This window comes from Streptomyces griseorubiginosus (assembly GCF_017614965.1).
In the GTDB taxonomy this organism is placed as follows: Bacteria; Actinomycetota; Actinomycetes; order Streptomycetales; family Streptomycetaceae; genus Streptomyces; species Streptomyces griseorubiginosus_B.
Genome location: NZ_WVUG01000011.1, coordinates 20799 through 46209, shown reverse-complemented (window position 1 = coordinate 46209; position 25411 = coordinate 20799). Strand labels below are relative to the sequence as shown.

The window sequence follows — 25411 nt, the reverse complement described above, 5'->3', positions numbered from 1 at the left end:
GCTCCGCCCTTCCGGGCGAACAGGCGGGCCGTCAGCGCCGGTGGCACCACCAGGGCCAGATACATCAGCAGCGCGGCCATGCCGTCGCCGACCGGCACCAGGCCGAACACGAGGACCCCGGCAACGCCCCGCCCCGGCGTCACGCACGACCCCGGTGGCCGGAAGTCGGTCCGCTGTGTGGGAACCCGTGGCGAAAGCGGGGCGTTGGAGGATGATGGAGGCGTTCATTCGCTTTTGGGGGGAGGCGCCCGTGTCTCAACCGACTCCATGGCAGCCGTGGCAGTCGGGGCAAGGTGTCCCGCAGCCGTGGCAGCCCCACACGACCTCCTCCATGCTCGCCTCGCACGCCGACCGCGAGCGTGCCGTCGACGTGCTCAGAGCCGGGTACGGGGAGGGGCGGCTGGAGCACTCCGAGTTCGAGAAGCGGGTGGCGCGGGCGTACGCGGCGCGGACGGTGGGGGAGCTGGCCCTGCTGGTCGGCGACCTGCCCACGGGCCCCGTACCGCAGCCGGCGCCCCTGATGGCCGTACCGCCCGTACCGCGGACGTTCCTGCCCACCGCGCGGCCGCAGACGAACGGGAAGGCCGTGGGAGCCGCCGTGTGCGGTCTGCTGTGCGTGCCGACGCTGGGGCTCACCGGGATCCCGGCGGTGATCCTCGGCCACACCGCGCGCGCCGAGATCGAGCGGACCGGCGAGACGGGTGAGGGGCTCGCCATGACCGGGCTGGTGCTGGGCTGGCTGTCGACCGCCGGATGGGCCCTGGTGCTGACCCTTCTCATCGCGGTGTCGCTCGCTTCCGGCTAGCGTCTCCACGTGACCGGGACGTGAAATCGAAGATCACGTACGGCGTAGGGTCTTGACATGTTCCGCATGGTGATGCGGGCGGGGCCCATTTGTTTTGACCGCAGCGAATGCGGTAGGTACGCTCAGACCTTGTGCCTGGGGTGTGCCCTGGCTCTTGTGCGTGCCATCAACCGCATAGCGAGCCGCTACTGGCCACCGTAATCTGTGCCCTTTTGCCTTGCGGCGGGAGTCTGCCGGATTCGACACACCCGACCGCGTGGGTCGGCGACGTTCCAGGTTAGCTGTACCCATCGGCACACAGAAACCGGAGAAGTAGTGCCTACGATCCAGCAGCTGGTCCGCAAGGGCCGGCAGGACAAGGTCGAGAAGAACAAGACGCCCGCACTCGAGGGTTCCCCTCAGCGTCGCGGCGTCTGCACGCGTGTGTTCACGACCACCCCGAAGAAGCCGAACTCGGCCCTGCGTAAGGTCGCGCGTGTGCGTCTGACCAGCGGGATCGAGGTCACGGCCTACATTCCGGGTGAGGGACACAACCTGCAGGAGCACTCCATCGTGCTCGTGCGCGGCGGCCGTGTGAAGGACCTGCCGGGTGTTCGCTACAAGATCATCCGCGGCTCGCTCGACACCCAGGGTGTCAAGAACCGCAAGCAGGCTCGCAGCCGTTACGGCGCCAAGAAGGAGAAGTAAGAATGCCTCGTAAGGGCCCCGCCCCGAAGCGCCCGGTCATCATCGACCCGGTCTACGGTTCTCCTCTGGTGACCTCCCTGATCAACAAGGTGCTGCTGAACGGCAAGCGCTCGACTGCCGAGCGGATCGTTTACGGCGCCATGGAGGGCCTGCGCGAGAAGACCGGCAACGACCCGGTCATCACCCTCAAGCGCGCTCTCGAGAACATCAAGCCGACCCTCGAGGTCAAGTCCCGCCGTGTCGGTGGCGCCACCTACCAGGTGCCGGTCGAGGTCAAGCCCGGCCGCGCCAACACCCTGGCGCTGCGCTGGCTGGTCGGTTACTCCCGCGCCCGTCGCGAGAAGACCATGACCGAGCGTCTGCTCAACGAGCTTCTCGACGCTTCGAACGGCCTCGGTGCGGCCGTCAAGAAGCGCGAGGACACGCACAAGATGGCCGAGTCCAACAAGGCCTTCGCGCACTACCGCTGGTAGTCGCTACCCACATCGAGACCGAGAGAAGACTGAAGCCTTATGGCTACCACTTCACTTGACCTGGCCAAGGTCCGCAACATCGGGATCATGGCTCACATCGACGCGGGCAAGACGACCACCACCGAGCGGATCCTGTTCTACACCGGTGTGTCCTACAAGATCGGTGAGGTCCACGACGGCGCTGCCACCATGGACTGGATGGAGCAGGAGCAGGAGCGTGGCATCACGATCACCTCTGCTGCCACCACCTGTCACTGGCCGCTGGAAGACGTCGACCACACCATCAACATCATCGACACGCCGGGCCACGTCGACTTCACCGTCGAGGTGGAGCGTTCGCTGCGTGTGCTCGACGGTGCCGTGACGGTGTTCGACGGCGTCGCCGGCGTCGAGCCCCAGTCCGAGACGGTGTGGCGTCAGGCGGACCGCTACGGCGTTCCGCGTATCTGCTTCGTCAACAAGCTCGACCGCACGGGCGCCGAGTTCCACCGCTGCGTGGACATGATCTCGGACCGCCTGGGCGCTCAGCCGATCGTCATGCAGCTCCCGATCGGTGCCGAGGCCGACTTCAAGGGCGTCGTGGACCTGGTCCGCATGAAGGCGCTCGTCTGGTCCGCCGAGGCCACCAAGGGCGAGATGTACGACGTCGTCGACATCCCGGACACGCACGCCGAGGCTGCCGAGGAGTACCGCGGCAAGCTGCTGGAGGCCGTGGCCGAGAACGACGAGGAGATCATGGAGCTGTACCTCGAGGGCGTCGAGCCCACCGAGGAGCAGCTGTACGCCGCGATCCGTCGTATCACCATCGCGTCCGGCAAGTCCAAGGACACCACGGTCACCCCGGTGTTCTGCGGGACCGCGTTCAAGAACAAGGGCGTCCAGCCCCTGCTCGACGCGGTCGTGCGCTACCTCCCCTCCCCCCTGGACGTCGAGGCCATCGAGGGCCACGACGTGAAGGACCCGGAGGTCGTGGTCAAGCGCAAGCCGTCCGAGGACGAGCCGCTGTCGGCCCTCGCCTTCAAGATCATGAGCGACCCGCACCTCGGCAAGCTCACCTTCGTCCGGGTCTACTCGGGCCGCCTGGAGTCCGGCACCTCGGTGCTGAACTCCGTCAAGGGCAAGAAGGAGCGCATCGGCAAGATCTACCGCATGCACGCGAACAAGCGTGAGGAGATCGACTCGGTGGGCGCCGGCGACATCATCGCCGTCATGGGTCTGAAGCAGACCACGACCGGTGAGACGCTGTGCGACGACAAGGCCCCGGTGATCCTGGAGTCCATGGACTTCCCGGCGCCGGTCATCCAGGTCGCCATCGAGCCCAAGTCGAAGGGCGACCAGGAGAAGCTGGGCGTCGCGATCCAGCGCCTGGCCGAGGAGGACCCGTCCTTCCAGGTGCACTCGGACGAGGAGACCGGCCAGACCATCATCGGTGGTATGGGCGAGCTGCACCTCGAGGTGCTGGTCGACCGTATGCGCCGTGAGTTCAAGGTCGAGGCCAACGTCGGCAAGCCGCAGGTGGCCTACCGCGAGACGATCCGCAAGGCCGTCGAGCGCGTCGACTACACGCACAAGAAGCAGACCGGTGGTACGGGTCAGTTCGCCAAGGTCCAGATCGGCATCGAGCCGATCGAGGGCGGCGACGCCTCGTACGAGTTCATCAACAAGGTGACCGGTGGCCGCATCCCCAAGGAGTACATCCCCTCGGTGGACGCGGGTGCGCAGGAGGCCATGCAGTTCGGCATCCTCGCCGGTTACGAGATGACCGGTGTCCGTGTGATCCTGCACGACGGTGCCTACCACGAGGTCGACTCCTCGGAGCTGGCCTTCAAGATCGCCGGTTCGCAGGCCTTCAAGGAGGCCGCGCGCAAGGCCAGCCCCGTGCTGCTCGAGCCGATGATGGCCGTCGAGGTCACCACGCCCGAGGACTACATGGGTGAGGTCATCGGCGACATCAACTCCCGCCGTGGCCAGATCCAGGCCATGGAGGAGCGGGCCGGTGCCCGCGTCGTGAAGGGCCTCGTGCCCCTCTCGGAGATGTTCGGTTACGTCGGCGACCTGCGCAGCAAGACGTCCGGCCGGGCCAGCTACTCCATGCAGTTCGACTCCTACGCCGAGGTTCCGCGGAACGTCGCCGAGGAGATCATCGCGAAGGCCAAGGGCGAGTAAACGCACCGCGTTAACGCACCGCGTTCATACGCCGTAGGCTTGACTCCGGAGCCTGCCGGGGCATTCCTCCCCGATCGTGGGGGAATGCCCCGGGGCCCGGGCACTGACAGCAAAGATCACCTGGCGCCGATGAAGTAAGGCGTACAGAACCACTCCACAGGAGGACCCCAGTGGCGAAGGCGAAGTTCGAGCGGACTAAGCCGCACGTCAACATCGGCACCATCGGTCACATCGACCACGGTAAGACGACCCTCACGGCCGCCATTACCAAGGTGCTGCACGACGCGTTCCCGGACCTGAACGAGGCCTCGGCGTTCGACCAGATCGACAAGGCTCCCGAAGAGCGCCAGCGCGGTATCACCATCTCCATCGCGCACGTCGAGTACCAGACGGAGACCCGTCACTACGCCCACGTCGACTGCCCCGGTCACGCGGACTACATCAAGAACATGATCACGGGTGCGGCGCAGATGGACGGCGCCATCCTCGTTGTCGCCGCCACGGACGGCCCGATGCCGCAGACCAAGGAGCACGTGCTCCTGGCCCGCCAGGTCGGCGTTCCGTACATCGTGGTCGCCCTGAACAAGGCCGACATGGTGGACGACGAGGAGATCCTGGAGCTCGTCGAGCTCGAGGTCCGTGAGCTGCTCTCCGAGTACGAGTTCCCGGGCGACGACGTTCCGGTCGTCAAGGTCTCCGCGCTCAAGGCGCTCGAGGGCGACAAGGAGTGGGGCCAGTCGGTCCTGGACCTGATGGCCGCCGTCGACACCGCGATCCCGGAGCCGGAGCGCGACGTCGACAAGCCGTTCCTGATGCCGATCGAGGACGTCTTCACGATCACCGGTCGCGGTACGGTCGTCACCGGCCGTATCGAGCGTGGTGTCCTGAAGGTCAACGAGACCGTGGACATCATCGGCATCAAGAACGAGAAGACCACCACCACGGTCACCGGCATCGAGATGTTCCGCAAGCTGCTCGACGAGGGCCAGGCCGGTGAGAACGTCGGTCTGCTGCTCCGCGGCATCAAGCGCGAGGACGTCGAGCGCGGCCAGGTCATCATCAAGCCGGGCTCGGTCACCCCGCACACCGAGTTCGAGGCGCAGGCGTACATCCTGTCCAAGGACGAGGGTGGCCGTCACACGCCGTTCTTCAACAACTACCGTCCGCAGTTCTACTTCCGTACGACGGATGTGACCGGCGTGGTGACCCTCCCCGAGGGCACCGAGATGGTCATGCCGGGTGACAACACCGAGATGAAGGTGGAGCTCATCCAGCCCATCGCCATGGAAGAGGGCCTGAAGTTCGCCATCCGTGAGGGTGGCCGGACGGTCGGCGCCGGCCAGGTCACCAAGATCACCAAGTGACTCTGAGCCGCTAGGCCTCTGGAAGGGCCCGTACGACTTCGGTCGTACGGGCCCTTTCGCTTGCCCGGATCCTTTCGTTCGCCCGGGGTGCGTGCCCCGGGGATGGTTGAGCGATGGTCGCCCGGTGAAGTCTCGGCAAACCTTGCGGGACATGTCGTCGAGAGTTGGACCAACTCCCGGCCGCCGGTGCCCCGATTGTTCGCCTCTGTTCTCTGTGGGGTTCTTGTGACGTCCTAGCGTGGACCGGCAGAAGCAGGCAGACAGGGGGACGTGCATGTCCGTGATGGCCGACCGGCCGACGCAGCAGCTGCGCGTGGTGCGGGTGCCCCGTCCTGCCGACCCGCCGCGCCGGGAACGCCCGCGGCTCTACGCCATCGACGGCATCCGGCTGGCGGCCGCGCTGATGGTCGCCGCGCACCACTACGCCGGCACCTGGCGGGTGAACCAGCCGGGCAACGCCATCTGGGACCGGCCGGTGTCCGACATCATGCCGACGGTGTTCCACGTCGCGTCCTACGGCTGGATCGGCGTCGAGATCTTCTTCGTCATCAGCGGCTTCGTGATCTGCATGTCCTGCTGGGGCCGCAGCCCGCGCCAGTTCTTCGTCTCCCGGGTCATACGGCTCTACCCCGCGTACTGGTTCGCCATAGCCTTCACCACCGCCGTCCTGGTGCTGCTGCCCGGCGTCTGGGACCGGATGCGGGCACGGGACGTGCTGCTCAACTTCACGATGCTGCAGGCCGGTTCGAACGTGGGCAACGTCGACGGCGTGTACTGGACCCTGTGGTCCGAGCTCCGTTTCTACCTGCTCTTCCTGCTCGTGGTCGCGACCGGGCTGACGTACCGCAAGGTCGTCGTCTTCTGCTGCGTCTGGGGCGCGGCGGCGATGCTGACGCCGGTGGCGGACTTCAGGCTCCTCACCCTGGTCGCGAACCCCGACGGCGCCTGGTACTTCATCGCCGGCCTCGCCCTGTACCTGATGTACCGCTTCGGTCAGGACCTGCTGCTGTGGGGCATCCTCGCGATGTCCTGGCTGATGGGGCAGCGGGAGCTCGGCAAACGGATCGACACCGTCGAGCACGTCTCCAGCTGGCGCGGGGCGCTGCTGATCTACACCGTGTTCCTGCTCGTCATGGTGGCGATCGCGCTCGGCGCGACGGACCGCATCCGCTGGAAGTGGCTGGTGACGGCCGGCAGCCTGACGTACCCCCTGTACCTGATGCACTACGCCGCCGGTACGACGGTCATCAACCGCCTGAAGGACACGATGGACGCCCGCCTCCTGGTCGCCGCCGTCATCACCGGCTTCCTGCTCCTGAGCTGGCTGGTCCACCGCTTCGTGGAGGCACCGGTGGCCCGCCTGCTGAAACGGGGCCTGGAGACGTCGTTCGCCCGACTGCGCAACGCGGCGTCCTGACGACGCGGCAGCCCCCCCACGCGCCGGGGCACGACGCCGACCGACAGCCCTTTACTTCGGGGGCGACGACGGCAGCCGGGACGGGCAACGCATCACCTGGGCTCGTGGGCGGGGGAGCGACACCAGGGGGCATCCCGCCCGCCGACGGCGGCTGACGGGTGCTCGTGTTTGACCTGCGTCACTCTCGGGGTATTGTCTCCGGCTCGATTGGCCAGGCCCCTGCCCCATATGGCAGACTGTCGGAGTTGCTCGGTCGAGTGTTGATGCTGCGCGCCTCCCGCCGGGGGGACCGGAAGCGAGTCCCACAGTACTCGTCGTCCTAACTGCCTGATGGCAGCACTGGGGCGGACGTACGGGAATCTTCCGGGAAGTGTGGTGCGGCACTGGCCAGGCACCCGGTGAACCTCTTTCCCAGGCAAGGGATGTTCGAACAAGGGACATCTGTGTCAGTGAAAGCGCGACACGCCCGACCGCGTGGGTCGGAGGAAGTCAAGGGAACACCGGGTTCCAGAGCTGTAGAGAGACAGGACTACTGAGTAGCCATGGCGGGACAGAAGATCCGCATCCGGCTCAAGGCCTACGACCACGAGGTCATCGACTCCTCGGCGAAGAAGATCGTCGAGACGGTGACCCGTACTGGTGCGTCGGTCGCGGGCCCGGTGCCGCTGCCCACTGAGAAGAACGTGTACTGCGTCATCAAGTCGCCGCACAAGTACAAGGACTCGCGCGAGCACTTCGAGATGCGCACGCACAAGCGCCTGATCGACATCCTCGACCCGACGCCCAAGACCGTTGACTCTCTGATGCGACTCGACCTCCCGGCCGGTGTCGACATCGAGATCAAGCTCTGAGGGCCGGTGAGCTGAGAATGACCAAGCAGATCAAGGGCATCCTGGGCGAGAAGCTCGGCATGACGCAGGTGTGGGACGAGAACAACCGTGTTGTTCCGGTCACCGTCGTCAAGGCCGGCCCCAACGTCGTCACCCAGGTGCGTACGAACGACAGCGACGGCTACGAGTCGGTCCAGATCGCCTTCGGCGAGATCGACCCGCGCAAGGTGAACAAGCCCCTCAAGGGCCACTTCGCCAAGGCCGACGTCACCCCGCGCCGCCACCTCGTCGAGATCCGCACCGCGGACGCCGCCGAGTACACCCTCGGCCAGGAGATCACCGCCGAGGTGTTCGAGGCCGGCGTGAAGGTCGACGTCACTGGCAAGAGCAAGGGCAAGGGCTTCGCCGGTGTCATGAAGCGCCACAACTTCGGTGGCCTCGGCGCCGGTCACGGCACGCAGCGCAAGCACCGCTCTCCCGGTTCCATCGGTGGCTGCGCCACCCCGGGCCGTGTGTTCAAGGGCCTCCGCATGGCGGGTCGTATGGGCAACGAGCGGGTCACCACCCAGAACCTGACCGTCCACGCCGTTGACGCGGAGAAGGGTCTGCTGCTCATCAAGGGCGCGGTTCCCGGTCCGAACGGCGGCCTCGTCCTGGTCCGCACCGCGGCCAAGGGGGCCTGAGGTAACCGATGAGCACTGTTGACATCCTTTCGCCGGCTGGCGACAAGGCCGGTTCCGTCGAGCTCCCCGCGGAGATCTTCGGCGTTGAGAAGGTCAGCATCCCGCTGATCCACCAGGTCGTCGTCGCGCAGCTGGCCGCTGCCCGTCAGGGCACGCACAAGACCAAGACCCGTGGCGAGGTTCGCGGTGGCGGCAAGAAGCCGTACCGCCAGAAGGGCACCGGCCGCGCCCGTCAGGGCTCGACCCGCGCGCCGCAGTTCGCCGGCGGTGGCGTCGTGCACGGTCCCGTGCCGCGCGACTACTCGCAGCGGACCCCGAAGAAGATGAAGGCCGCGGCCCTGCGTCACGCCCTCACCGACCGGGCCCGCCACAACCGCATCCACGTCGTCTCCGGCGTCATCGAGGGCGACAGCCCCTCGACGAAGGCCGCCCGGACGCTGTTCGGCAAGATCTCGGAGCGCAAGAACCTGCTCCTGGTCGTCGAGCGCGCCGACGAGGCCGCGTGGCTGTCCGCCCGCAACCTGCCCCAGGTCCACATCCTGGAGCCGGGCCAGCTGAACACGTACGACGTTCTCGTCTCCGACGACGTGGTCTTCACCCAGGCCGCCTTCGAGTCCTTCGTGTCCGGCCCGAAGGCCAATGACACCGAAGGGAGCGAGGTCTGATGGCCATCCGTCACCCCGCCATTGCCTCCAAGGCCGCGAAGAAGGCCAAGGCCGCTCGCGTCGCCAAGGCGCGTCGCCACGCAGCCGAGGGCAAGAACACCGTCGTCACGCCGCTGAGCAAGTCGTACACGGACCCCCGTGACGTGCTGCTCAAGCCGGTCGTGTCGGAGAAGAGCTACGCGCTCCTGGACGAGAACAAGTACACGTTCATCGTCGACCCGAACGCCAACAAGACCCAGATCAAGCAGGCCGTCCAGGCGGTCTTCTCGGTCAAGGTCACCGGGGTCAACACGATCAACCGCATCGGCAAGCGCAAGCGGACCCGCACCGGCTTCGGCCAGCGTGTGGCCACCAAGCGCGCGATCGTGACCCTCGCCGAGGGCGACCGTATCGACATCTTCGGCGGTCCGACCGCGTAAGCGGGTCGGATCGTCCGATATCGGACGAGGACTGAGAAATGGGAATCCGCAAGTACAAGCCGACTACGCCGGGCCGTCGTGGTTCCAGCGTCGCCGACTTCGTCGAGGTCACGCGGTCCACGCCGGAGAAGTCGCTGGTCCGCCCCCTGCACAGCAAGGGCGGCCGTAACAACGCCGGTCGTGTGACCGTTCGCCACCAGGGTGGCGGACACAAGCGCGCCTACCGCGTGATCGACTTCCGTCGTCACGACAAGGACGGCGTGCCGGCGAAGGTCGCGCACATCGAGTACGACCCCAACCGCACCGCGCGCATCGCGCTGCTCCACTACGCGGACGGCGAGAAGCGCTACATCCTGGCGCCGAAGGGTCTGACCCAGGGCGACCGGATCGAGAACGGTCCGGGCGCCGACATCAAGCCCGGCAACAACCTGGCGCTGCGCAACATCCCGGTCGGTACGACGATCCACTCCGTGGAGCTTCGTCCGGGCGGCGGCGCCAAGTTCGCCCGCTCCGCCGGTGCCTCCGTGCAGCTGCTCGCGAAGGAGGGCTCGATGGCCCACCTCCGCATGCCGTCCGGTGAGATCCGCCTGGTCGACCAGCGCTGCCGCGCCACGGTCGGCGAGGTCGGCAACGCCGAGCAGAGCAACATCAACTGGGGCAAGGCCGGCCGCAAGCGCTGGCTGGGCGTCCGCCCGACCGTTCGCGGTGTGGCGATGAACCCGGTTGACCACCCCCACGGTGGTGGTGAGGGCAAGACCTCCGGTGGTCGCCACCCGGTCAGCCCCTGGGGTCAGAAGGAGGGTCGTACTCGTGCTCCCAAGAAGGCGAGCAACAAGTACATCGTCCGCCGCCGCAAGACGAACAAGAAGCGCTAGGAGCGGGTTTAGATGCCGCGCAGTCTCAAGAAGGGGCCCTTCGTCGACGACCACCTGATCAAGAAGGTGGACGCCCAGAACGAAGCCGGCACCAAGAACGTCATCAAGACCTGGTCCCGTCGCTCGATGATCGTCCCGGCCATGCTCGGCCACACGATCGCGGTGCACAACGGCAAGACCCACATCCCGGTGTTCGTCACCGAGTCGATGGTCGGCCACAAGCTCGGCGAGTTCTCGCCGACGCGCACCTTCCGGGGTCACGTCAAGGAAGACCGGAAGTCGAAGCGCCGCTAGCAGCGGATCGCATTCAGACACGTAAGTAACTCTGAAGGGACAACCATGGAAGCCAGGGCCCAGGCGCGGTACATCCGCGTCACGCCCATGAAGGCCCGCCGTGTGGTGGACCTCATCCGTGGCATGGACGCCACGGAGGCCCAGGCTGTTCTGCGATTCGCTCCGCAGGCAGCCTCCGTGCCCGTCGGCAAGGTGCTCGACAGCGCCATCGCCAACGCCGCGCACAACTACGACCACACCGACGCCGACAGCCTCTACATCTCCGAGGCCTACGTCGACGAGGGCCCGACCCTGAAGCGGTTCCGTCCGCGTGCCCAGGGCCGTGCCTACCGGATCCGCAAGCGGACCAGCCACATCACCGTGGTCGTCAGCAGCAAGGAAGGAACCCGGTAATGGGCCAGAAGGTAAACCCGCACGGGTTCCGGCTCGGTGTCACCACCGACTTCAAGTCGCGTTGGTACGCCGACAAGCTCTACAAGGACTACGTCAAGGAAGACGTCGCCATCCGTCGGATGATGACGTCCGGCATGGAGCGCGCCGGCATCTCCAAGGTGGAGATCGAGCGCACCCGTGACCGCGTGCGTGTGGACATCCACACCGCTCGTCCGGGCATCGTCATCGGCCGCCGTGGCGCCGAGGCCGACCGCATCCGCGGCGACCTCGAGAAGCTCACGGGCAAGCAGGTCCAGCTGAACATCCTCGAGGTCAAGAACCCCGAGACGGACGCTCAGCTGGTCGCTCAGGCCGTCGCCGAGCAGCTCTCCTCCCGCGTCTCCTTCCGTCGGGCCATGCGCAAGAGCATGCAGTCCGCCATGAAGGCCGGCGCCAAGGGCATCAAGATCCAGTGCGGCGGCCGCCTCGGCGGCGCCGAGATGTCCCGCTCGGAGTTCTACCGCGAGGGCCGCGTGCCCCTGCACACGCTCCGCGCGAACGTGGACTACGGCTTCTTCGAGGCCAAGACGACCTTCGGCCGCATCGGTGTGAAGGTCTGGATCTACAAGGGCGACGTCAAGAACATCGCCGAGGTCCGCGCCGAGAACGCTGCCGCCCGTGCGGGTAACCGCCCGGCTCGCGGTGGCGGTGCCGACCGCCCGGCCCGTGGTGGCCGTGGTGGCGAGCGGCGCGGTCGCAAGCCGCAGCAGGCTGCCGGCGCCGAGGCCCCCAAGGCCGAGGCTCCCGCGTCCGCTCCGGCTGAGAGCACCGGAACGGAGGCCTGACCGACATGCTGATCCCCCGTAGGGTCAAGCACCGCAAGCAGCACCACCCCGGACGCAGCGGCGCTGCCAAGGGTGGCACGACGGTTGCGTTCGGCGAGTACGGCATCCAGGCGCTCACCCCGGCGTATGTGACGAACCGTCAGATCGAGGCCGCTCGTATCGCCATGACGCGTCACATCAAGCGTGGTGGCAAGGTCTGGATCAACATCTACCCGGACCGTCCGCTCACCAAGAAGCCCGCCGAGACCCGCATGGGTTCCGGTAAGGGTTCTCCTGAGTGGTGGATCGCCAACGTCAAGCCCGGACGCGTGATGTTCGAGCTGTCGTACCCCAACGAGAAGATCGCCCGTGAGGCGCTGACCCGTGCGGCCCACAAGCTGCCGATGAAGTGCCGGATCGTCAAGCGCGAGGCAGGTGAAGCGTGATGTCGGCCGGTACCAAGGCGTCCGAGCTGCGCGAGCTGGGCAACGAGGAGCTTCTGGCGAAGCTCCGCGAGGCCAAGGAAGAGCTGTTCAACCTCCGCTTCCAGGCGGCGACCGGTCAGCTCGAGAACCATGGCCGTCTGAAGGCGGTCCGCAAGGACATCGCGCGGATCTACACCCTGATGCGCGAGCGTGAGCTGGGCATCGAAACGGTGGAGAACGCCTGATGAGTGAGAGCAACGTGACTGAGCAGACTGCAGAGGCGCGCGGCTTCCGCAAGACCCGTGAGGGTCTGGTCGTCAGCGACAAGATGGACAAGACCGTCGTCGTCGCCGTCGAGGACCGCGTGAAGCACGCGCTGTACGGCAAGGTCATCCGCCGTACGAACAAGCTCAAGGCGCACGACGAGCAGAACGCCGCGGGTGTCGGCGACCGTGTCCTCCTCGCGGAGACCCGGCCGCTGTCCGCGACGAAGCGCTGGCGCGTCGTCGAGATCCTCGAGAAGGCGAAGTAATCAAGCGGGGCTCCGCCCCAGCTGCCCCCGCCGGGGCTCCCGCCCCGGCACCCGCTGGGGGCTTCGCCCCCCGGCCCCCAGGGGCCGGGTGGGTGGCGCCCCGGCGCTGGGACATCGCCCCCGGCCTCGGCCGACGGGCGAGGTCCCGGAGGCCGATGCCAGGCCACCGGCCGGCCCGCGAGGCGACTCGCGGCGCCCGGCCGGACGGTCCGCGGCCATCGGTGGCCCCGCGCTCCGGCGCGCGAGTCCGCCCCCGGCGACAGGGTTTCCGCCTCGAGAGGCGCAAGTAATTCCTGCGGAGCAACCCCCGCAGGACGGTTCCGCCAGGCTCTCCGGTTCAACCCCGGAGGGAACCGGCAGACAAACAGGAGATAGACGTGATCCAGCAGGAGTCGCGACTGCGTGTCGCCGACAACACTGGTGCGAAGGAGATCCTTTGCATCCGTGTGCTCGGTGGCTCCGGTCGCCGCTACGCGGGCATCGGTGACGTCATCGTCGCCACCGTCAAGGACGCGATCCCCGGTGGCAACGTGAAGAAGGGTGACGTCGTCAAGGCGGTCATCGTTCGCACCGTCAAGGAGCGCCGCCGTCCGGACGGCTCGTACATCCGCTTCGACGAGAACGCCGCCGTCATTCTGAAGAACGACGGCGACCCTCGCGGCACCCGCATCTTCGGCCCGGTCGGGCGTGAGCTGCGCGAGAAGAAGTTCATGAAGATCATCTCGCTGGCTCCGGAGGTGCTGTAAGCATGAAGATCAAGAAGGGCGACCTGGTTCAGGTCATCACCGGCAAGGACAAGGGCAAGCAGGGCAAGGTCATTGCCGCTTACCCGCGCGAGGAGCGCGTCCTGGTCGAGGGTGTCAACCGGGTCAAGAAGCACACCAAGGCCGGTCCGACCGCCAGCGGTTCGCAGGCCGGCGGCATCGTCACGACCGAGGCGCCGATCCACGTCTCCAACGTCCAGCTGGTCGTTGAGAAGGACGGCCAGAAGGTCGTCACGCGTGTCGGTTACCGCTTCGACGACGAGGGCAACAAGATCCGCGTTGCCAAGCGGACGGGTGAGGACATCTGATGGCTACCACCACCACTCCGCGTCTCAAGACGAAGTACCGCGAGGAGATCGCGGGCAAGCTGCGTGACGAGTTCAAGTACGAGAACGTCATGCAGATCCCCGGTCTCGTGAAGATCGTGGTCAACATGGGTGTCGGCGACGCCGCCCGTGACTCGAAGCTGATCGAGGGCGCGATCCGCGACCTGACCACCATCACCGGTCAGAAGCCGGCCGTCACCAAGGCCCGCAAGTCCATCGCGCAGTTCAAGCTGCGCGAGGGTCAGCCGATCGGTGCCCACGTCACGCTCCGTGGCGACCGCATGTGGGAGTTCCTGGACCGCACCCTGTCGCTCGCGCTCCCGCGCATCCGCGACTTCCGCGGTCTGTCCCCCAAGCAGTTCGACGGCCGTGGCAACTACACCTTCGGTCTCACGGAGCAGGTCATGTTCCACGAGATCGACCAGGACAAGATCGACCGTACCCGGGGCATGGACATCACCGTGGTCACCACGGCGACCAACGACGCTGAGGGCCGCGCGCTCCTTCGTCACCTCGGCTTCCCGTTCAAGGAGGCGTGAGCGAGATGGCGAAGAAGGCTCTGATTGCCAAGGCTGCTCGCAAGCCCAAGTTCGGTGTGCGTGGCTACACCCGCTGCCAGCGCTGCGGCCGTCCGCACTCCGTGTACCGCAAGTTCGGCCTGTGCCGCGTGTGCCTTCGTGAGATGGCTCACCGTGGCGAGCTGCCGGGCGTGACCAAGAGCTCCTGGTAATCCCCTACTTGGGGATACCTGAAGCTCTCGGTAAGCAAAGGGTTTGGTCAGGGGCCCATCCCTCCATGGCTTAGGCTTGGAGGGTTGGGCGTCTGACGACTGCCCGTACGACTTACTACGCCGTAGGTCCACCGCACCGCACCCGCCTCGTCTCGGATCGAGGAGAGGGATGGGCACCTGGAAACCCCGGCGAGAGAGGCCGAAGGCCAATTCATGACCATGACTGATCCGATCGCAGACATGCTGACGCGTCTGCGGAACGCGAACTCGGCGTACCACGACTCCGTGACGATGCCGGCGTCCAAGATCAAGTCTCACATCGCGGAGATCCTCCAGCAGGAGGGCTTCATCACGGGCTGGAAGATCGAGGACGCCGAGGTCGGCAAGAACCTCGTCCTCGAGCTGAAGTTCGGCCCGAACCGTGAGCGCTCCATCGCGGGCATCAAGCGGATCTCCAAGCCCGGTCTCCGGGTGTACGCGAAGTCCACCAACCTGCCCAAGGTCCTCGGTGGCCTCGGCGTGGCGATCATCTCCACGTCGCACGGTCTCCTGACCGACAAGCAGGCCGGCAAGAAGGGCGTGGGTGGGGAAGTCCTCGCCTACGTCTGGTAGCGGAAGGGAACGGAGGAAACAGCTATGTCGCGCATCGGCAAGCTCCCCATCGCGGTTCCCGCCGGCGTGGACGTCACCATCGACGGCCGTACGGTTTCGGTCAAGGGCCCCAAGGGCTCGCTGACCCACACCGTCGCATCGCCGATCGACATCGCCAAGGGTGAGGACGGCGTGCTCAACGTCACCCGCCCCAACGACGAGCGTCAGAACAAGGCCCTGCACGGCCTGTCCCGCACGCTGGTGGCGAACATGATCACCGGCGTGACCCAGGGTTACGTGAAGAAGCTCGAGATCAGCGGTGTCGGTTACCGCGTGACGGCCAAGGGTTCGAACCTCGAGTTCGCGCTCGGCTACAGCCACCCGATCACCGTCGAGGCGCCCGAGGGCATCACCTTCAAGGTGGAGACCCCGACCCGCTTCTCGGTCGAGGGCATCGACAAGCAGAAGGTCGGCGAGGTTGCGGCCAACATCCGCAAGCTGCGCAAGCCCGACCCGTACAAGGCCAAGGGCGTCAAGTACGAGGGCGAAGTCATCCGCCGCAAGGTCGGAAAGGCGGGTAAGTAAGCCATGGCATACGGGCAGAAGATCCTCAAGGGCGACGCCTACAAGCGCGCCGCGATCAAGCGCCGCCACATCCGGATCCGCAAGAAGGTGTCCGGTACGGCGGAGCGTCCCCGTCTGGTCGTGACCCGCTCGAACCGCCACATCGTGGCGCAGGTGATCGACGACCTCAAGGGCCACACCCTGGCTTCGGCGTCCACGCTGGACACGTCGATCCGCGGTGGCGAGGGCGACAAGTCCGCGCAGGCCAAGCAGGTCGGCGCCCTGGTCGCCGAGCGTGCCAAGGCCGCCGGTGTCGAGGCCGTCGTGTTCGACCGTGGTGGCAACCAGTACGCCGGGCGCATCGCCGCCCTGGCGGACGCCGCCCGCGAGGCCGGGCTCAAGTTCTGAGCCGCTTGTAGCTAGCGGAAAGAGAGAGGTAATCCAATGGCTGGACCCCAGCGCCGCGGAAGCGGTGCCGGTGGCGGCGAGCGGCGGGACCGGAAGGGCCGTGACGGCGGCGCTGCTGCCGCCGAGAAGACCGCGTACGTTGAGCGCGTCGTCGCGATCAACCGCGTCGCCAAGGTTGTGAAGGGTGGTCGTCGCTTCAGCTTCACCGCGCTGGTCGTGGTGGGCGACGGTGACGGCACCGTGGGTGTCGGTTACGGCAAGGCCAAGGAGGTGCCGGCCGCCATCGCCAAGGGCGTTGAGGAGGCCAAGAAGCACTTCTTCAAGGTCCCCCGTATCCAGGGCACCATCCCGCACCCCATCCAGGGTGAGAAGGCTGCCGGCGTCGTGCTGCTCAAGCCCGCGTCCCCCGGTACCGGTGTTATCGCCGGTGGTCCGGTGCGTGCCGTGCTCGAGTGCGCCGGTATCCACGACGTGCTGTCGAAGTCGCTCGGCTCCGACAACGCGATCAACATCGTGCACGCGACCGTGGAGGCCCTGAAGGGTCTGCAGCGTCCCGAGGAGATCGCGGCCCGCCGTGGTCTGCCGCTCGAGGACGTCGCTCCCGCGGCTCTTCTCCGTGCGCGTGCCGGGGCGGGTGCGTAATCATGGCGCAGCTCAAGATTACGCAGGTCAAGTCCTACATCGGCAGCAAGCAGAACCACCGTGACACCCTGCGGTCGCTTGGTCTCAAGGGGATCAACACCGTGGTCGTCAAGGAGGACCGCCCCGAGTTCCGCGGCATGGTGCACACCGTCCGCCACCTCGTGACGGTCGAGGAGGTCGACTGATCATGGCGGAGAACAACCCGCTCAAGATCCACAACCTCCGTCCCGCCCCGGGCGCCAAGACCGCCAAGACCCGTGTCGGTCGTGGTGAGGCGTCGAAGGGTAAGACGGCCGGTCGTGGTACCAAGGGCACCAAGGCCCGCTACCAGGTTCCGGAGCGCTTCGAGGGTGGGCAGATGCCCCTCCACATGCGTCTTCCGAAGCTGAAGGGCTTCAAGAACCCGTTCAAGACCGAGTACCAGGTCGTGAACCTCGACAAGCTGGCCTCGCTCTACCCCGAGGGTGGCGAGGTCACCGTCGAGGGTCTGGTGGCCAAGGGCGCCGTTCGCAAGAACGCGCTCGTCAAGGTCCTCGGCCAGGGCGAGATCTCCGTGGCGCTGCAGGTGACGGTCGACGCCGTCTCCGGTTCCGCCAAGGAGAAGATCACCGCCGCCGGCGGCACCGTCACCGAGCTCGTCTGACACCAGGCGATCGCTCGATGACATGAACGATCCCGACCGGGGATATCCCACAAAGGGGTATCCCCGGTTGGTCGTTCCACGGGGAGCTGTGCCGCCGGTAAGGTAGCCTGCACCGTTCGTTATTCGTATCCGTCGAACCTCAAGACCGTCACCCTTGACGCAGTTGCGCGGGGGTCGCAGGAGGCACCGTGCTCACCGCGTTCGCCCGGGCGTTCAAAACGCCCGACCTGCGCAAGAAGCTGCTCTTCACGCTGGGCATCATCGTGGTCTACCGGGTCGGTACCCACATTCCGATCCCTGGCGTCGACTACACGTCTGTTCAGCAGTGCGTAAAGGAGGCCTCTGGCAACCAGGGGCTCTTCGGCATGATCAACATGTTCAGCGGTGGCGCGCTGCTGCAGATCACGATCTTCGCGCTCGGCATCATGCCGTACATCACGGCGAGCATCATCCTGCAGCTGCTGACCGTGGTGATCCCGCGCCTGGAGGCCCTGAAGAAGGAGGGCCAGGCGGGTACCGCGAAGATCACGCAGTACACCCGTTACCTGACGGTGGCCCTCGCCATCCTGCAGGGCACCGGCCTGGTGGCCACCGCCCGCAGCGGCGCGCTCTTCGGCCAGTGCTCGGTCGGCAGCCAGATCGTGCCGGACCGCTCGATCTTCACCACCATCACGATGGTCATCTGCATGACGGCCGGCACCGCCGTCGTCATGTGGCTCGGTGAGCTCATCACCGACCGCGGCATCGGCAACGGCATGTCGATCCTGATGTTCATCTCGATCGCGGCGACCTTCCCGTCCGCGCTGTGGGCCATCAAGAAGCAGGGCAAGCTCGCCGACGGCTGGATCGAGTTCTGCACCGTCATCCTCGTCGGCCTGGTCATGGTCGGTCTGGTCGTCTTCGTCGAGCAGGCCCAGCGCCGGATCCCGGTGCAGTACGCGAAGCGCATGATCGGCCGTCGTTCCTACGGCGGTACGTCGACGTACATTCCGCTGAAGGTCAACCAGGCGGGTGTGATCCCCGTCATCTTCGCTTCGTCGCTGCTCTACATCCCGGCGCTGGTCGCGCAGTTCTCCGGCGGGAACTCCAGCTGGAAGGTCTGGATCAACGACAACCTGACCAAGGGTGACCACCCGATCTACCTGGTCAGCTACTTCTTGCTGATCGTTTTCTTCGCGTTCTTCTATGTGGCGATCTCCTTCAACCCCGAGGAAGTCGCCGACAACATGAAGAAGTATGGTGGCTTCATCCCGGGCATCCGGGCTGGCCGACCGACCGCTGAGTACCTGAGTTACGTGCTCAACCGGATCACCTGGCCGGGTTCGCTGTATCTGGGTCTGATCGCTCTCGTTCCAACGATGGCGTTGGTCGGGTTCGGGGCAACCGGTAACTTCCCCTTCGGCGGGACGAGCATCCTGATCATCGTGGGTGTGGGTCTCGAGACGGTGAAGCAGATCGAGAGCCAGCTCCAGCAGCGCAATTACGAAGGGTTCCTCCGCTGATGCGAATCGTCCTCGTCGGGCCGCCGGGAGCCGGCAAGGGAACGCAAGCCGTTCGCCTTGCCGAGAAACTGCGCATCCCGCACATCTCCACGGGCGACCTGTTCCGGGCCAACATCAGCCAGCAGACGGAGCTCGGGAAACTCGCGAAGTCCTACATGGACGCCGGCAATCTCGTCCCCGACGAGGTCACCATCGCGATGGCGAAGGACCGCATGGAGCAGCCGGACGCCGAGGGCGGCTTCCTGCTCGACGGTTTCCCGCGCAATGTCTCGCAGGCCGAGGCGCTGGACGAGCTGCTGAAGACCGAGGCCATCAAGCTGGACGCGGTACTCGACCTCGAAGTCCCCGAGGAAGAGGTCGTCAAGCGGATCGCCGGCCGCCGTATCTGCCGCAACGACTCCTCGCACGTCTTCCACGTGACGTACAGCCCGCCGAAGAAGGAGGGCGTCTGCGACGTCTGCGGCGGTGAGCTGTACCAGCGGGACGACGACTCGGAGGAAACGGTCCGCACCCGGCTCGAGGTCTACCACACGCAGACCGAGCCGATCATCGACTACTACAAGTCGCAGGGCCTGGTCGTCACGATCTCGTCCCTCGGCCCGGTGGACGAGGTCACGCAGCGGGCGCTGGAGGCCCTCAAGCGCGAGGACGACGGCAAGTAGCCGTCAGCCAGTCACGGCCGTGGCACCCGAGAGGGCGTCACGGCCGTACTGTTGTGTTGGTAACCGGTTGACGCAGTTGAGCAGTAGACGGAGAGCGCAGGCCCCCATGGTGCAGATCAAGAGCCCCGAGCAGATCGCCAAGATGCGGGAGGCGGGGCTGGTCGTCGCCGCCATCCACGCGGCCACCCGTGAGGCGGCGGTGCCCGGAGCCAGCACCAAGGATCTGGACGAGGTCGCGCGCAAGGTGCTCGCCGAGCACAACGCCAAGCCCAACTTCCTCGGTTACGGCGGCTTCCCGGCGACGATCTGCACCTCCGTCAACGAGGTCGTCGTCCACGGCATCCCGTCCGAGGACGTGGTCCTCAAGGACGGCGACATCATCTCCATCGACTGCGGCGCGATCGTCGACGGCTGGCACGGGGACGCGGCCTACACCGCCTTCGTGGGCTCGGGCCACGCTCCCGAACTGATCGAGCTCTCCCGGGTGACCGAGGAGTCGATGTGGGCCGGCATCGCGGCCATGAAGCAGGGCAACCGGCTGGTCGACGTCTCCCGGGCGATCGAGACGTACATCCGCCGCCAGCCGAAGCCGGGCGGCGGCAAGTACGGGATCATCGAGGACTACGGCGGCCACGGCATCGGGACCGAGATGCACATGGACCCGCACCTGCTGAACTACGTCGACCGCCGCCGAGGCAAGGGCCCCAAGCTGGTCCCGGGCTTCTGCCTCGCCATCGAGCCGATGGTCTCCTTGGGCACCCCGAAGACCGAGGTCCTCTCCGACGACTGGACGGTCATCACCACGGACGGCACCTGGTCCTCGCACTGGGAACACTCGGTCGCCCTGACCGAGCAGGGCCCCCTGGTCCTCACGGCCCCGGACGGCGGCAAGGCCAAGCTGGCGGAACACGGGGTCACGGCGGCGCCGGACCCGCTGGGCTGAGAAGCGACGCCGATCGCCCCGTCCGTCGTGCATACCATGCCGACGGGTGGGGCATCGTCATGAGAAGGCCGTGGAACCGCAGTGAATTCGTCTTTCGGGATGCGCTGACGTAGACTGACTCGTCGGCTCTCGTGCATCCGCATGTCCGCATGCGCCCTCAGGGGCACAGCGGGAGAGTCGATCAAGGTAGTCGATTCGAAGGGCGAAGCGTGGCCAAGAAGCAAGGTGCCATCGAGATCGAGGGCACTGTCGTCGAGTCTCTTCCGAACGCCATGTTCAAGGTCGAGCTCCAGAACGGCCACCAGGTCCTGGCACACATCAGCGGCAAGATGCGTATGCACTACATCCGCATCCTCCCTGACGACCGGGTCGTGGTGGAGCTGTCTCCGTACGACCTGACGCGTGGCCGGATCGTCTACCGCTACAAGTAGATCCCTCTGACTCGGAGAACCTCGATCCCATGAAGGTCAAGCCGAGCGTCAAGAAGATCTGCGACAAGTGCAGGGTGATCCGCCGTCACGGCCGGGTCATGGTCATCTGCGAGAACCCGCGCCACAAGCAGCGCCAGGGCTGACGTAACGACCTCCCTCTGCGGTTTCGCAGGGCTTCGCGCGACGCGAGCTGAATATGTTCATACGCAGGATCCAGGAGGGCGAGCGCCCGCCTGACACCCCCGGTTCGGAGGCCGGGGACCCGGTTCGTACCTGATACGGCGGCCGGGAACCGATTCTGTGGAAGACCTCCGAAGACCACCAGGAGCCATTGAATGGCACGCGTTTCCGGTGTTGACATCCCGCGCGAAAAGCGCGTGGAGGTCGCCCTCACCTACGTGTTCGGCATCGGCCGGACGCTCTCCCAGCAGACGCTGGCGGAGACGGGCATCGACCCGAACACCCGTGTTCGTGACCTGAGCGAAGAGCAGCTCGTCGCGATCCGCGAGTACGTGGACAACAACATCAAGACCGAGGGTGACCTCCGTCGCGAGATCCAGGCCGACATCCGCCGCAAGGTCGAGATCGGCTGCTACCAGGGTCTCCGTCACCGTCGTGGTCTGCCCGTCCGCGGTCAGCGCACCAGCACCAACGCCCGCACCCGCAAGGGCCCGCGTCGCGCCATCGCCGGCAAGAAGAAGCCGGGCAAGAAGTAGTCCTCGCAGCGGTCCCACCAGCTGCCGTAGGACCGACCACCTCCCGTAGGAGATTTCTACATGCCCCCCAAGGGTCGTCAGGGCGCTGCCAAGAAGGTGCGCCGCAAGGAAAAGAAGAACGTCGCTCACGGCCACGCGCACATCAAGAGCACGTTCAACAACACGATCGTCTCCATCACGGACCCGTCCGGCAACGTGATCTCCTGGGCCTCCGCCGGCCACGTCGGCTTCAAGGGCTCCCGGAAGTCCACGCCGTTCGCCGCGCAGATGGCCGCCGAGTCGGCTGCCCGCCGCGCCCAGGAGCACGGCATGCGCAAGGTCGACGTGTTCGTCAAGGGCCCGGGTTCCGGTCGTGAGACCGCCATCCGCTCCCTGCAGGCCACGGGCCTCGAGGTCGGCTCCATCCAGGACGTCACCCCGACCCCGCACAACGGCTGCCGTCCGCCCAAGCGTCGTCGCGTCTGACGCGAGGGCTCACGGTCGTGCGGCTTCCGGCTGGGGGTGTGGGGGTTATCCCCCACATGTCGCAGTACGGCTGCCGTCCGCCCAAGCGTCGTCGCGTCTGACGCGAGGGCTCACGGTCGTGCGGCTTCCGGCTGGGGGTGTGGGGGTTATCCCCCACATGTCGCAGTACGGCTGCCGTCCGCCGAAGCGTCGTCGCGTCTGACGCGAGGGCTCACGGTCGTGCGGCTTCCGGCTGGGGGTGTGGGGGTTATCCCCCACATGTCGCAGTACGGCTGCCGTCCGCCCAAGCGTCGTCGCGTCTGACGTACGGCTGCTTCGCGCAGGCTTGGTTTCGGGCGGTACGGCTCTGCAAGGGCCGTATCGCCCGTACCCTTGCAGTACCCGTCCCTTTTACCGGGGGTGGTTTCCGTCGGGCGTCAAATAGCGGGCGTCCACGAAAGAAGGATCTGATCCACACATGCTGATCGCTCAGCGTCCCTCGTTGACCGAAGAGGTCGTCGACGAGTTCCGCTCCCGGTTCGTGATCGAGCCGCTGGAGCCGGGCTTCGGCTACACCCTCGGCAACTCCCTCCGCCGCACCCTCCTGTCGTCGATCCCCGGTGCCGCTGTCACCAGCATCCGCATCGACGGCGTCCTGCACGAGTTCACCACCGTGCCGGGCGTCAAGGAGGACGTCACCGACCTGATCCTCAACATCAAGCAGCTGGTCGTCTCCTCGGAGCACGACGAGCCGGTCGTGATGTACCTGCGCAAGCAGGGCCCGGGTCTGGTCACCGCCGCCGACATCGCGCCCCCGGCCGGTGTCGAGGTGCACAACCCCGACCTGGTCCTCGCCACGCTCAACGGCAAGGGCAAGCTGGAGATGGAGCTCACGGTCGAGCGTGGCCGCGGTTATGTCTCCGCCGTGCAGAACAAGCAGGTGGGCCAGGAGATCGGCCGTATCCCGGTCGACTCCATCTACAGCCCGGTGCTGAAGGTCACGTACAAGGTCGAGGCCACGCGTGTCGAGCAGCGCACCGACTTCGACAAGCTGATCGTCGACGTCGAGACCAAGCAGGCGATGCGTCCCCGTGACGCCATGGCCTCCGCCGGTAAGACCCTGGTCGAGCTGTTCGGTCTCGCCCGCGAGCTGAACATCGACGCCGAGGGCATCGACATGGGCCCGTCCCCGACGGACGCCGCCCTGGCCGCGGACCTCGCGCTCCCGATCGAGGAGCTCGAGCTCACGGTCCGTTCCTACAACTGCCTCAAGCGCGAGGGCATCCACTCCGTGGGTGAGCTCGTGGCCCGTTCCGAGGCCGACCTCCTGGACATCCGCAACTTCGGTGCGAAGTCCATCGACGAGGTCAAGGCGAAGCTGGCCGGCATGGGCCTGGCCCTGAAGGACAGCCCGCCCGGATTCGACCCGACCGCCGCCGCCGACGCCTTCGGTGCCGACGACGACGCGGACGCGGGTTTCGTGGAGACCGAGCAGTACTGAGCAGCACCAACAGTGCTGAGCAGTACCTGATCGGTTGATGCCGGTGAGCGTCCGCTCATCGGGTTCCTGACCCCGGTACCTGATACGGCCGGGGCAGACACACAGGAGAAGAACAATGCCGAAGCCCACCAAGGGTGCCCGTCTGGGCGGCAGCGCCGCGCACGAGAAGCTGCTCCTCGCGAACCTCGCGAAGTCGCTGTTCGAGCACGGCCGTATCACCACCACCGAGGCGAAGGCCCGCCGCCTGCGCCCGTACGCCGAGCGTCTGGTCACCAAGGCGAAGAAGGGCGACCTTCACAACCGCCGCCAGGTGCTGCAGGTCATCACGGACAAGAGCGTCGTCCACACGCTCTTCACCGAGATCGGCCCGCGCTACGAGAACCGTCCGGGTGGCTACACCCGCATCACCAAGATCGGTAACCGCCGTGGCGACAACGCGCCCATGGCTGTCATCGAGCTGGTCGAGGCGCTGACGGTTGCGCAGCAGGCCACGGGTGAGGCGGAGGCCGCGACGAAGCGTGCCGCCAAGGACGCGGAGGCCGCTGCCGCTCCGGTTGCCGAGGAGACCAAGGTCGATGTGACCAAGGACGCCGAGGGCTCCGCCGAGGAGACCAAGGACGCGTAAGCGTCTGCGGGGTGCTGTTCGGCTTGCGGCTGTGGGTTCGTGGTGGCTGATCGCGCTCGCGCGGCGGTAGCCGCAAATGAACACAGCCCCGCGCCCCTTACGGGGCGCGTTAGCGGGTCCGTTCCTTTCTAGGGGCGGGCCCGCTTTTGTGTTTTGAGAGGATTTCTGGGTGAGTGATGAAGTAGAGCCCGGTTATGTACGTGTCCGTCTCGACCTGTCCTATGACGGGAGCGAGTTCTCCGGGTGGGCCAGGCAGGCCGGGGGGCGGCGGACCGTGCAGGGGGAGATCGAGGATGCTCTGCGGACCGTCACGCGGTCGGGGGACGTCTCGTACGAGTTGACCGTGGCCGGGCGGACCGATGCCGGGGTGCACGCGCGGGGGCAGGTGGCGCATGTGGATCTGCCGGAGGCGGTCTGGCGTGAGCATCACGAGAAGCTGCTGAAGCGGCTCGCCGGGCGGCTGCCGCGGGATGTGCGGGTGTGGGCGCTCAGGGAGGCGCCCCAGGGCTTCAACGCCCGTTTCTCGGCCGTCTGGCGGCGCTATGCGTACCGGGTGACGGACAACCCCGGGGGAGTGGACCCGCTGCTGCGCAACCATGTGCTGTGGCACGACTGGGCGCTCGACGTCGACGCCATGAACGAGGCGGCCCGGGGACTGCTGGGGGAGCACGACTTCGCCGCCTACTGCAAGCGGCGGGAGGGGGCCACCACCATCCGTACGCTGCAGGAGCTGAGCCTGGAGCGCGGGGCGGACGGGATCATCACGGCCACCGTGCGGGCCGACGCCTTCTGCCACAACATGGTGCGCTCGCTGATCGGGGCGTTGCTGTTCGTGGGGGACGGCCACCGCGGGCCGGACTGGCCGGCCAAGGTGCTGGCCGCCGGCGTACGGGACTCGGCGGTGCACGTCGTACGGCCGCACGGGCTGACGCTGGAGGAAGTCGGGTATCCGGCGGACGAGTTGCTGGCCGCGCGCAGCAGGGAGGCGCGCAACAAGCGGTCGTTGCCGGGGTGCGGCGGGTGCTGACGGGGAGTCCCGCTCCTGGCCGGGGCCGCCCCACGTGCTGGGGTTGGTGGTGTCCGGGAAC

General features: G+C 66.7%; 37 protein-coding genes. All 37 read left to right on the top strand.

What is annotated here, in order from left to right; translation table 11 throughout:
* Window positions 1-250: 250 nt before the first annotated feature.
* The 37 genes from GRC12_RS03925 to truA all read left to right on the top strand — a co-directional run bounded on the left by GRC12_RS03925 (window position 251) and on the right by truA (window position 25350).
* Window positions 251-805 carry a DUF1707 and DUF4190 domain-containing protein gene (locus GRC12_RS03925; RefSeq protein WP_439959866.1) on the top strand — a complete coding sequence of 185 codons (555 nt, stop codon included), beginning with the start codon at window positions 251-253 and terminating at the stop codon, window positions 803-805.
* A gap of 315 nt (window positions 806-1120) precedes the next feature.
* Window positions 1121-1492, top strand: a complete 372-nt coding sequence (rpsL, locus tag GRC12_RS03920) for a 30S ribosomal protein S12 (RefSeq protein WP_003948652.1) — start codon at window positions 1121-1123, stop codon at window positions 1490-1492.
* Between the two features lie 2 nt (window positions 1493-1494).
* Window positions 1495-1965 carry a 30S ribosomal protein S7 gene (rpsG, locus tag GRC12_RS03915; protein ID WP_003998848.1) on the top strand — a complete coding sequence of 157 codons (471 nt, stop codon included), beginning with the start codon at window positions 1495-1497 and terminating at the stop codon, window positions 1963-1965.
* A 39-nt stretch (window positions 1966-2004) separates the two neighbouring features.
* Window positions 2005-4131 carry an elongation factor G gene (gene fusA, locus GRC12_RS03910; RefSeq protein ID WP_208777385.1) on the top strand — a complete coding sequence of 709 codons (2127 nt, stop codon included), beginning with the start codon at window positions 2005-2007 and terminating at the stop codon, window positions 4129-4131.
* 170 nt (window positions 4132-4301) lie between these two features.
* Window positions 4302-5495 carry an elongation factor Tu gene (gene tuf / locus GRC12_RS03905; protein ID WP_133043296.1) on the top strand — a complete coding sequence of 398 codons (1194 nt, stop codon included), beginning with the start codon at window positions 4302-4304 and terminating at the stop codon, window positions 5493-5495.
* A 274-nt stretch (window positions 5496-5769) separates the two neighbouring features.
* Complete coding sequence (locus tag GRC12_RS03900) at window positions 5770-6912, top strand: acyltransferase family protein (RefSeq protein WP_208777384.1); 1143 nt, start codon at window positions 5770-5772, stop codon at window positions 6910-6912.
* A 542-nt stretch (window positions 6913-7454) separates the two neighbouring features.
* On the top strand, window positions 7455-7763 hold the full coding sequence (gene rpsJ, locus GRC12_RS03895) for a 30S ribosomal protein S10 (protein ID WP_003948644.1): 309 nt from the start codon (window positions 7455-7457) through the stop codon (window positions 7761-7763).
* Window positions 7764-7780: 17 nt separating this feature from the next.
* A complete protein-coding gene (rplC, locus tag GRC12_RS03890) occupies window positions 7781-8425 on the top strand; it encodes a 50S ribosomal protein L3 (protein ID WP_208777383.1) in 645 nt (214 codons plus the stop codon).
* A gap of 8 nt (window positions 8426-8433) precedes the next feature.
* Window positions 8434-9090: a 50S ribosomal protein L4 gene (rplD, locus tag GRC12_RS03885; protein ID WP_208777382.1), complete on the top strand. Its 657-nt coding sequence runs from the start codon at window positions 8434-8436 to the stop codon at window positions 9088-9090.
* A complete protein-coding gene (rplW, locus tag GRC12_RS03880) occupies window positions 9090-9509 on the top strand; it encodes a 50S ribosomal protein L23 (RefSeq protein ID WP_208777381.1) in 420 nt (139 codons plus the stop codon). The genes rplD and rplW overlap by 1 nt, the downstream gene beginning before the upstream one ends.
* 38 nt (window positions 9510-9547) lie before the next feature.
* The gene (rplB, locus tag GRC12_RS03875) at window positions 9548-10384 is read left to right on the top strand and encodes a 50S ribosomal protein L2 (protein ID WP_208777380.1); all 837 of its coding nucleotides are present in this window, start codon (window positions 9548-9550) and stop codon (window positions 10382-10384) included.
* Window positions 10385-10396: 12 nt separating this feature from the next.
* Window positions 10397-10678 carry a 30S ribosomal protein S19 gene (gene rpsS, locus GRC12_RS03870; RefSeq protein ID WP_004984529.1) on the top strand — a complete coding sequence of 94 codons (282 nt, stop codon included), beginning with the start codon at window positions 10397-10399 and terminating at the stop codon, window positions 10676-10678.
* Between the two features lie 45 nt (window positions 10679-10723).
* Window positions 10724-11071 (top strand): 50S ribosomal protein L22, encoded by a 348-nt coding sequence (rplV, locus tag GRC12_RS03865; protein WP_019329637.1) that lies wholly within the window; start codon window positions 10724-10726, stop codon window positions 11069-11071.
* Window positions 11071-11895, top strand: coding sequence for a 30S ribosomal protein S3 (gene rpsC, locus GRC12_RS03860; protein WP_094215512.1), 825 nt, complete (start codon window positions 11071-11073; stop codon window positions 11893-11895). Before rplV ends, rpsC begins: the two co-directional genes overlap by 1 nt.
* A 5-nt stretch (window positions 11896-11900) precedes the next feature.
* Window positions 11901-12320 carry a 50S ribosomal protein L16 gene (gene rplP / locus GRC12_RS03855; protein WP_007494765.1) on the top strand — a complete coding sequence of 140 codons (420 nt, stop codon included), beginning with the start codon at window positions 11901-11903 and terminating at the stop codon, window positions 12318-12320.
* Window positions 12320-12544, top strand: coding sequence for a 50S ribosomal protein L29 (gene rpmC / locus GRC12_RS03850; RefSeq protein WP_007494763.1), 225 nt, complete (start codon window positions 12320-12322; stop codon window positions 12542-12544). The genes rplP and rpmC overlap by 1 nt, the downstream gene beginning before the upstream one ends.
* Complete coding sequence (gene rpsQ, locus GRC12_RS03845) at window positions 12544-12831, top strand: 30S ribosomal protein S17 (RefSeq protein WP_007384073.1); 288 nt, start codon at window positions 12544-12546, stop codon at window positions 12829-12831. Before rpmC ends, rpsQ begins: the two co-directional genes overlap by 1 nt.
* 377 nt (window positions 12832-13208) lie before the next feature.
* On the top strand, window positions 13209-13577 hold the full coding sequence (gene rplN, locus GRC12_RS03840; protein WP_003998823.1) for a 50S ribosomal protein L14: 369 nt from the start codon (window positions 13209-13211) through the stop codon (window positions 13575-13577).
* A 2-nt stretch (window positions 13578-13579) separates the two neighbouring features.
* Entirely contained in the window at window positions 13580-13903 is a 324-nt protein-coding gene (rplX, locus tag GRC12_RS03835; RefSeq protein WP_086726220.1) for a 50S ribosomal protein L24, read from the top strand.
* Window positions 13903-14460 (top strand): 50S ribosomal protein L5, encoded by a 558-nt coding sequence (gene rplE / locus GRC12_RS03830; RefSeq protein WP_020135807.1) that lies wholly within the window; start codon window positions 13903-13905, stop codon window positions 14458-14460. Before rplX ends, rplE begins: the two co-directional genes overlap by 1 nt.
* 5 nt (window positions 14461-14465) lie before the next feature.
* Window positions 14466-14651, top strand: a complete 186-nt coding sequence (locus GRC12_RS03825; protein WP_003948630.1) for a type Z 30S ribosomal protein S14 — start codon at window positions 14466-14468, stop codon at window positions 14649-14651.
* 213 nt (window positions 14652-14864) lie between these two features.
* A complete protein-coding gene (gene rpsH / locus GRC12_RS03820) occupies window positions 14865-15263 on the top strand; it encodes a 30S ribosomal protein S8 (RefSeq protein WP_007494756.1) in 399 nt (132 codons plus the stop codon).
* A gap of 24 nt (window positions 15264-15287) precedes the next feature.
* The gene (gene rplF / locus GRC12_RS03815) at window positions 15288-15827 is read left to right on the top strand and encodes a 50S ribosomal protein L6 (protein ID WP_208777379.1); all 540 of its coding nucleotides are present in this window, start codon (window positions 15288-15290) and stop codon (window positions 15825-15827) included.
* A gap of 3 nt (window positions 15828-15830) precedes the next feature.
* Window positions 15831-16214, top strand: coding sequence for a 50S ribosomal protein L18 (rplR, locus tag GRC12_RS03810; RefSeq protein WP_208777378.1), 384 nt, complete (start codon window positions 15831-15833; stop codon window positions 16212-16214).
* Window positions 16215-16250: 36 nt separating this feature from the next.
* Entirely contained in the window at window positions 16251-16856 is a 606-nt protein-coding gene (gene rpsE, locus GRC12_RS03805) for a 30S ribosomal protein S5 (protein ID WP_019753099.1), read from the top strand.
* A gap of 2 nt (window positions 16857-16858) precedes the next feature.
* Window positions 16859-17041 carry a 50S ribosomal protein L30 gene (rpmD, locus tag GRC12_RS03800; RefSeq protein WP_003998814.1) on the top strand — a complete coding sequence of 61 codons (183 nt, stop codon included), beginning with the start codon at window positions 16859-16861 and terminating at the stop codon, window positions 17039-17041.
* A 2-nt stretch (window positions 17042-17043) separates the two neighbouring features.
* Window positions 17044-17499, top strand: coding sequence for a 50S ribosomal protein L15 (gene rplO, locus GRC12_RS03795; RefSeq protein ID WP_133043286.1), 456 nt, complete (start codon window positions 17044-17046; stop codon window positions 17497-17499).
* A gap of 188 nt (window positions 17500-17687) precedes the next feature.
* Window positions 17688-19001: a preprotein translocase subunit SecY gene (gene secY, locus GRC12_RS03790; RefSeq protein WP_208777377.1), complete on the top strand. Its 1314-nt coding sequence runs from the start codon at window positions 17688-17690 to the stop codon at window positions 18999-19001.
* On the top strand, window positions 19001-19663 hold the full coding sequence (locus GRC12_RS03785; protein ID WP_133043284.1) for an adenylate kinase: 663 nt from the start codon (window positions 19001-19003) through the stop codon (window positions 19661-19663). Before secY ends, GRC12_RS03785 begins: the two co-directional genes overlap by 1 nt.
* 106 nt (window positions 19664-19769) lie before the next feature.
* Complete coding sequence (gene map / locus GRC12_RS03780; RefSeq protein WP_208777376.1) at window positions 19770-20606, top strand: type I methionyl aminopeptidase; 837 nt, start codon at window positions 19770-19772, stop codon at window positions 20604-20606.
* A 209-nt stretch (window positions 20607-20815) separates the two neighbouring features.
* Window positions 20816-21037 (top strand): translation initiation factor IF-1, encoded by a 222-nt coding sequence (gene infA / locus GRC12_RS03775; RefSeq protein WP_003948620.1) that lies wholly within the window; start codon window positions 20816-20818, stop codon window positions 21035-21037.
* A gap of 29 nt (window positions 21038-21066) precedes the next feature.
* Complete coding sequence (gene rpmJ / locus GRC12_RS03770; RefSeq protein WP_003998809.1) at window positions 21067-21180, top strand: 50S ribosomal protein L36; 114 nt, start codon at window positions 21067-21069, stop codon at window positions 21178-21180.
* Between the two features lie 192 nt (window positions 21181-21372).
* Window positions 21373-21753 (top strand): 30S ribosomal protein S13, encoded by a 381-nt coding sequence (gene rpsM / locus GRC12_RS03765; protein WP_020135802.1) that lies wholly within the window; start codon window positions 21373-21375, stop codon window positions 21751-21753.
* A gap of 60 nt (window positions 21754-21813) precedes the next feature.
* Complete coding sequence (gene rpsK, locus GRC12_RS03760; RefSeq protein WP_003956432.1) at window positions 21814-22218, top strand: 30S ribosomal protein S11; 405 nt, start codon at window positions 21814-21816, stop codon at window positions 22216-22218.
* A gap of 457 nt (window positions 22219-22675) precedes the next feature.
* A complete protein-coding gene (locus tag GRC12_RS03755; RefSeq protein WP_003966937.1) occupies window positions 22676-23698 on the top strand; it encodes a DNA-directed RNA polymerase subunit alpha in 1023 nt (340 codons plus the stop codon).
* Window positions 23699-23813: 115 nt separating this feature from the next.
* Window positions 23814-24323, top strand: coding sequence for a 50S ribosomal protein L17 (gene rplQ, locus GRC12_RS03750; protein WP_208777375.1), 510 nt, complete (start codon window positions 23814-23816; stop codon window positions 24321-24323).
* 169 nt (window positions 24324-24492) lie between these two features.
* Window positions 24493-25350 carry a tRNA pseudouridine(38-40) synthase TruA gene (truA, locus tag GRC12_RS03745; RefSeq protein WP_208777374.1) on the top strand — a complete coding sequence of 286 codons (858 nt, stop codon included), beginning with the start codon at window positions 24493-24495 and terminating at the stop codon, window positions 25348-25350.
* Window positions 25351-25411 lie beyond the last annotated feature (61 nt).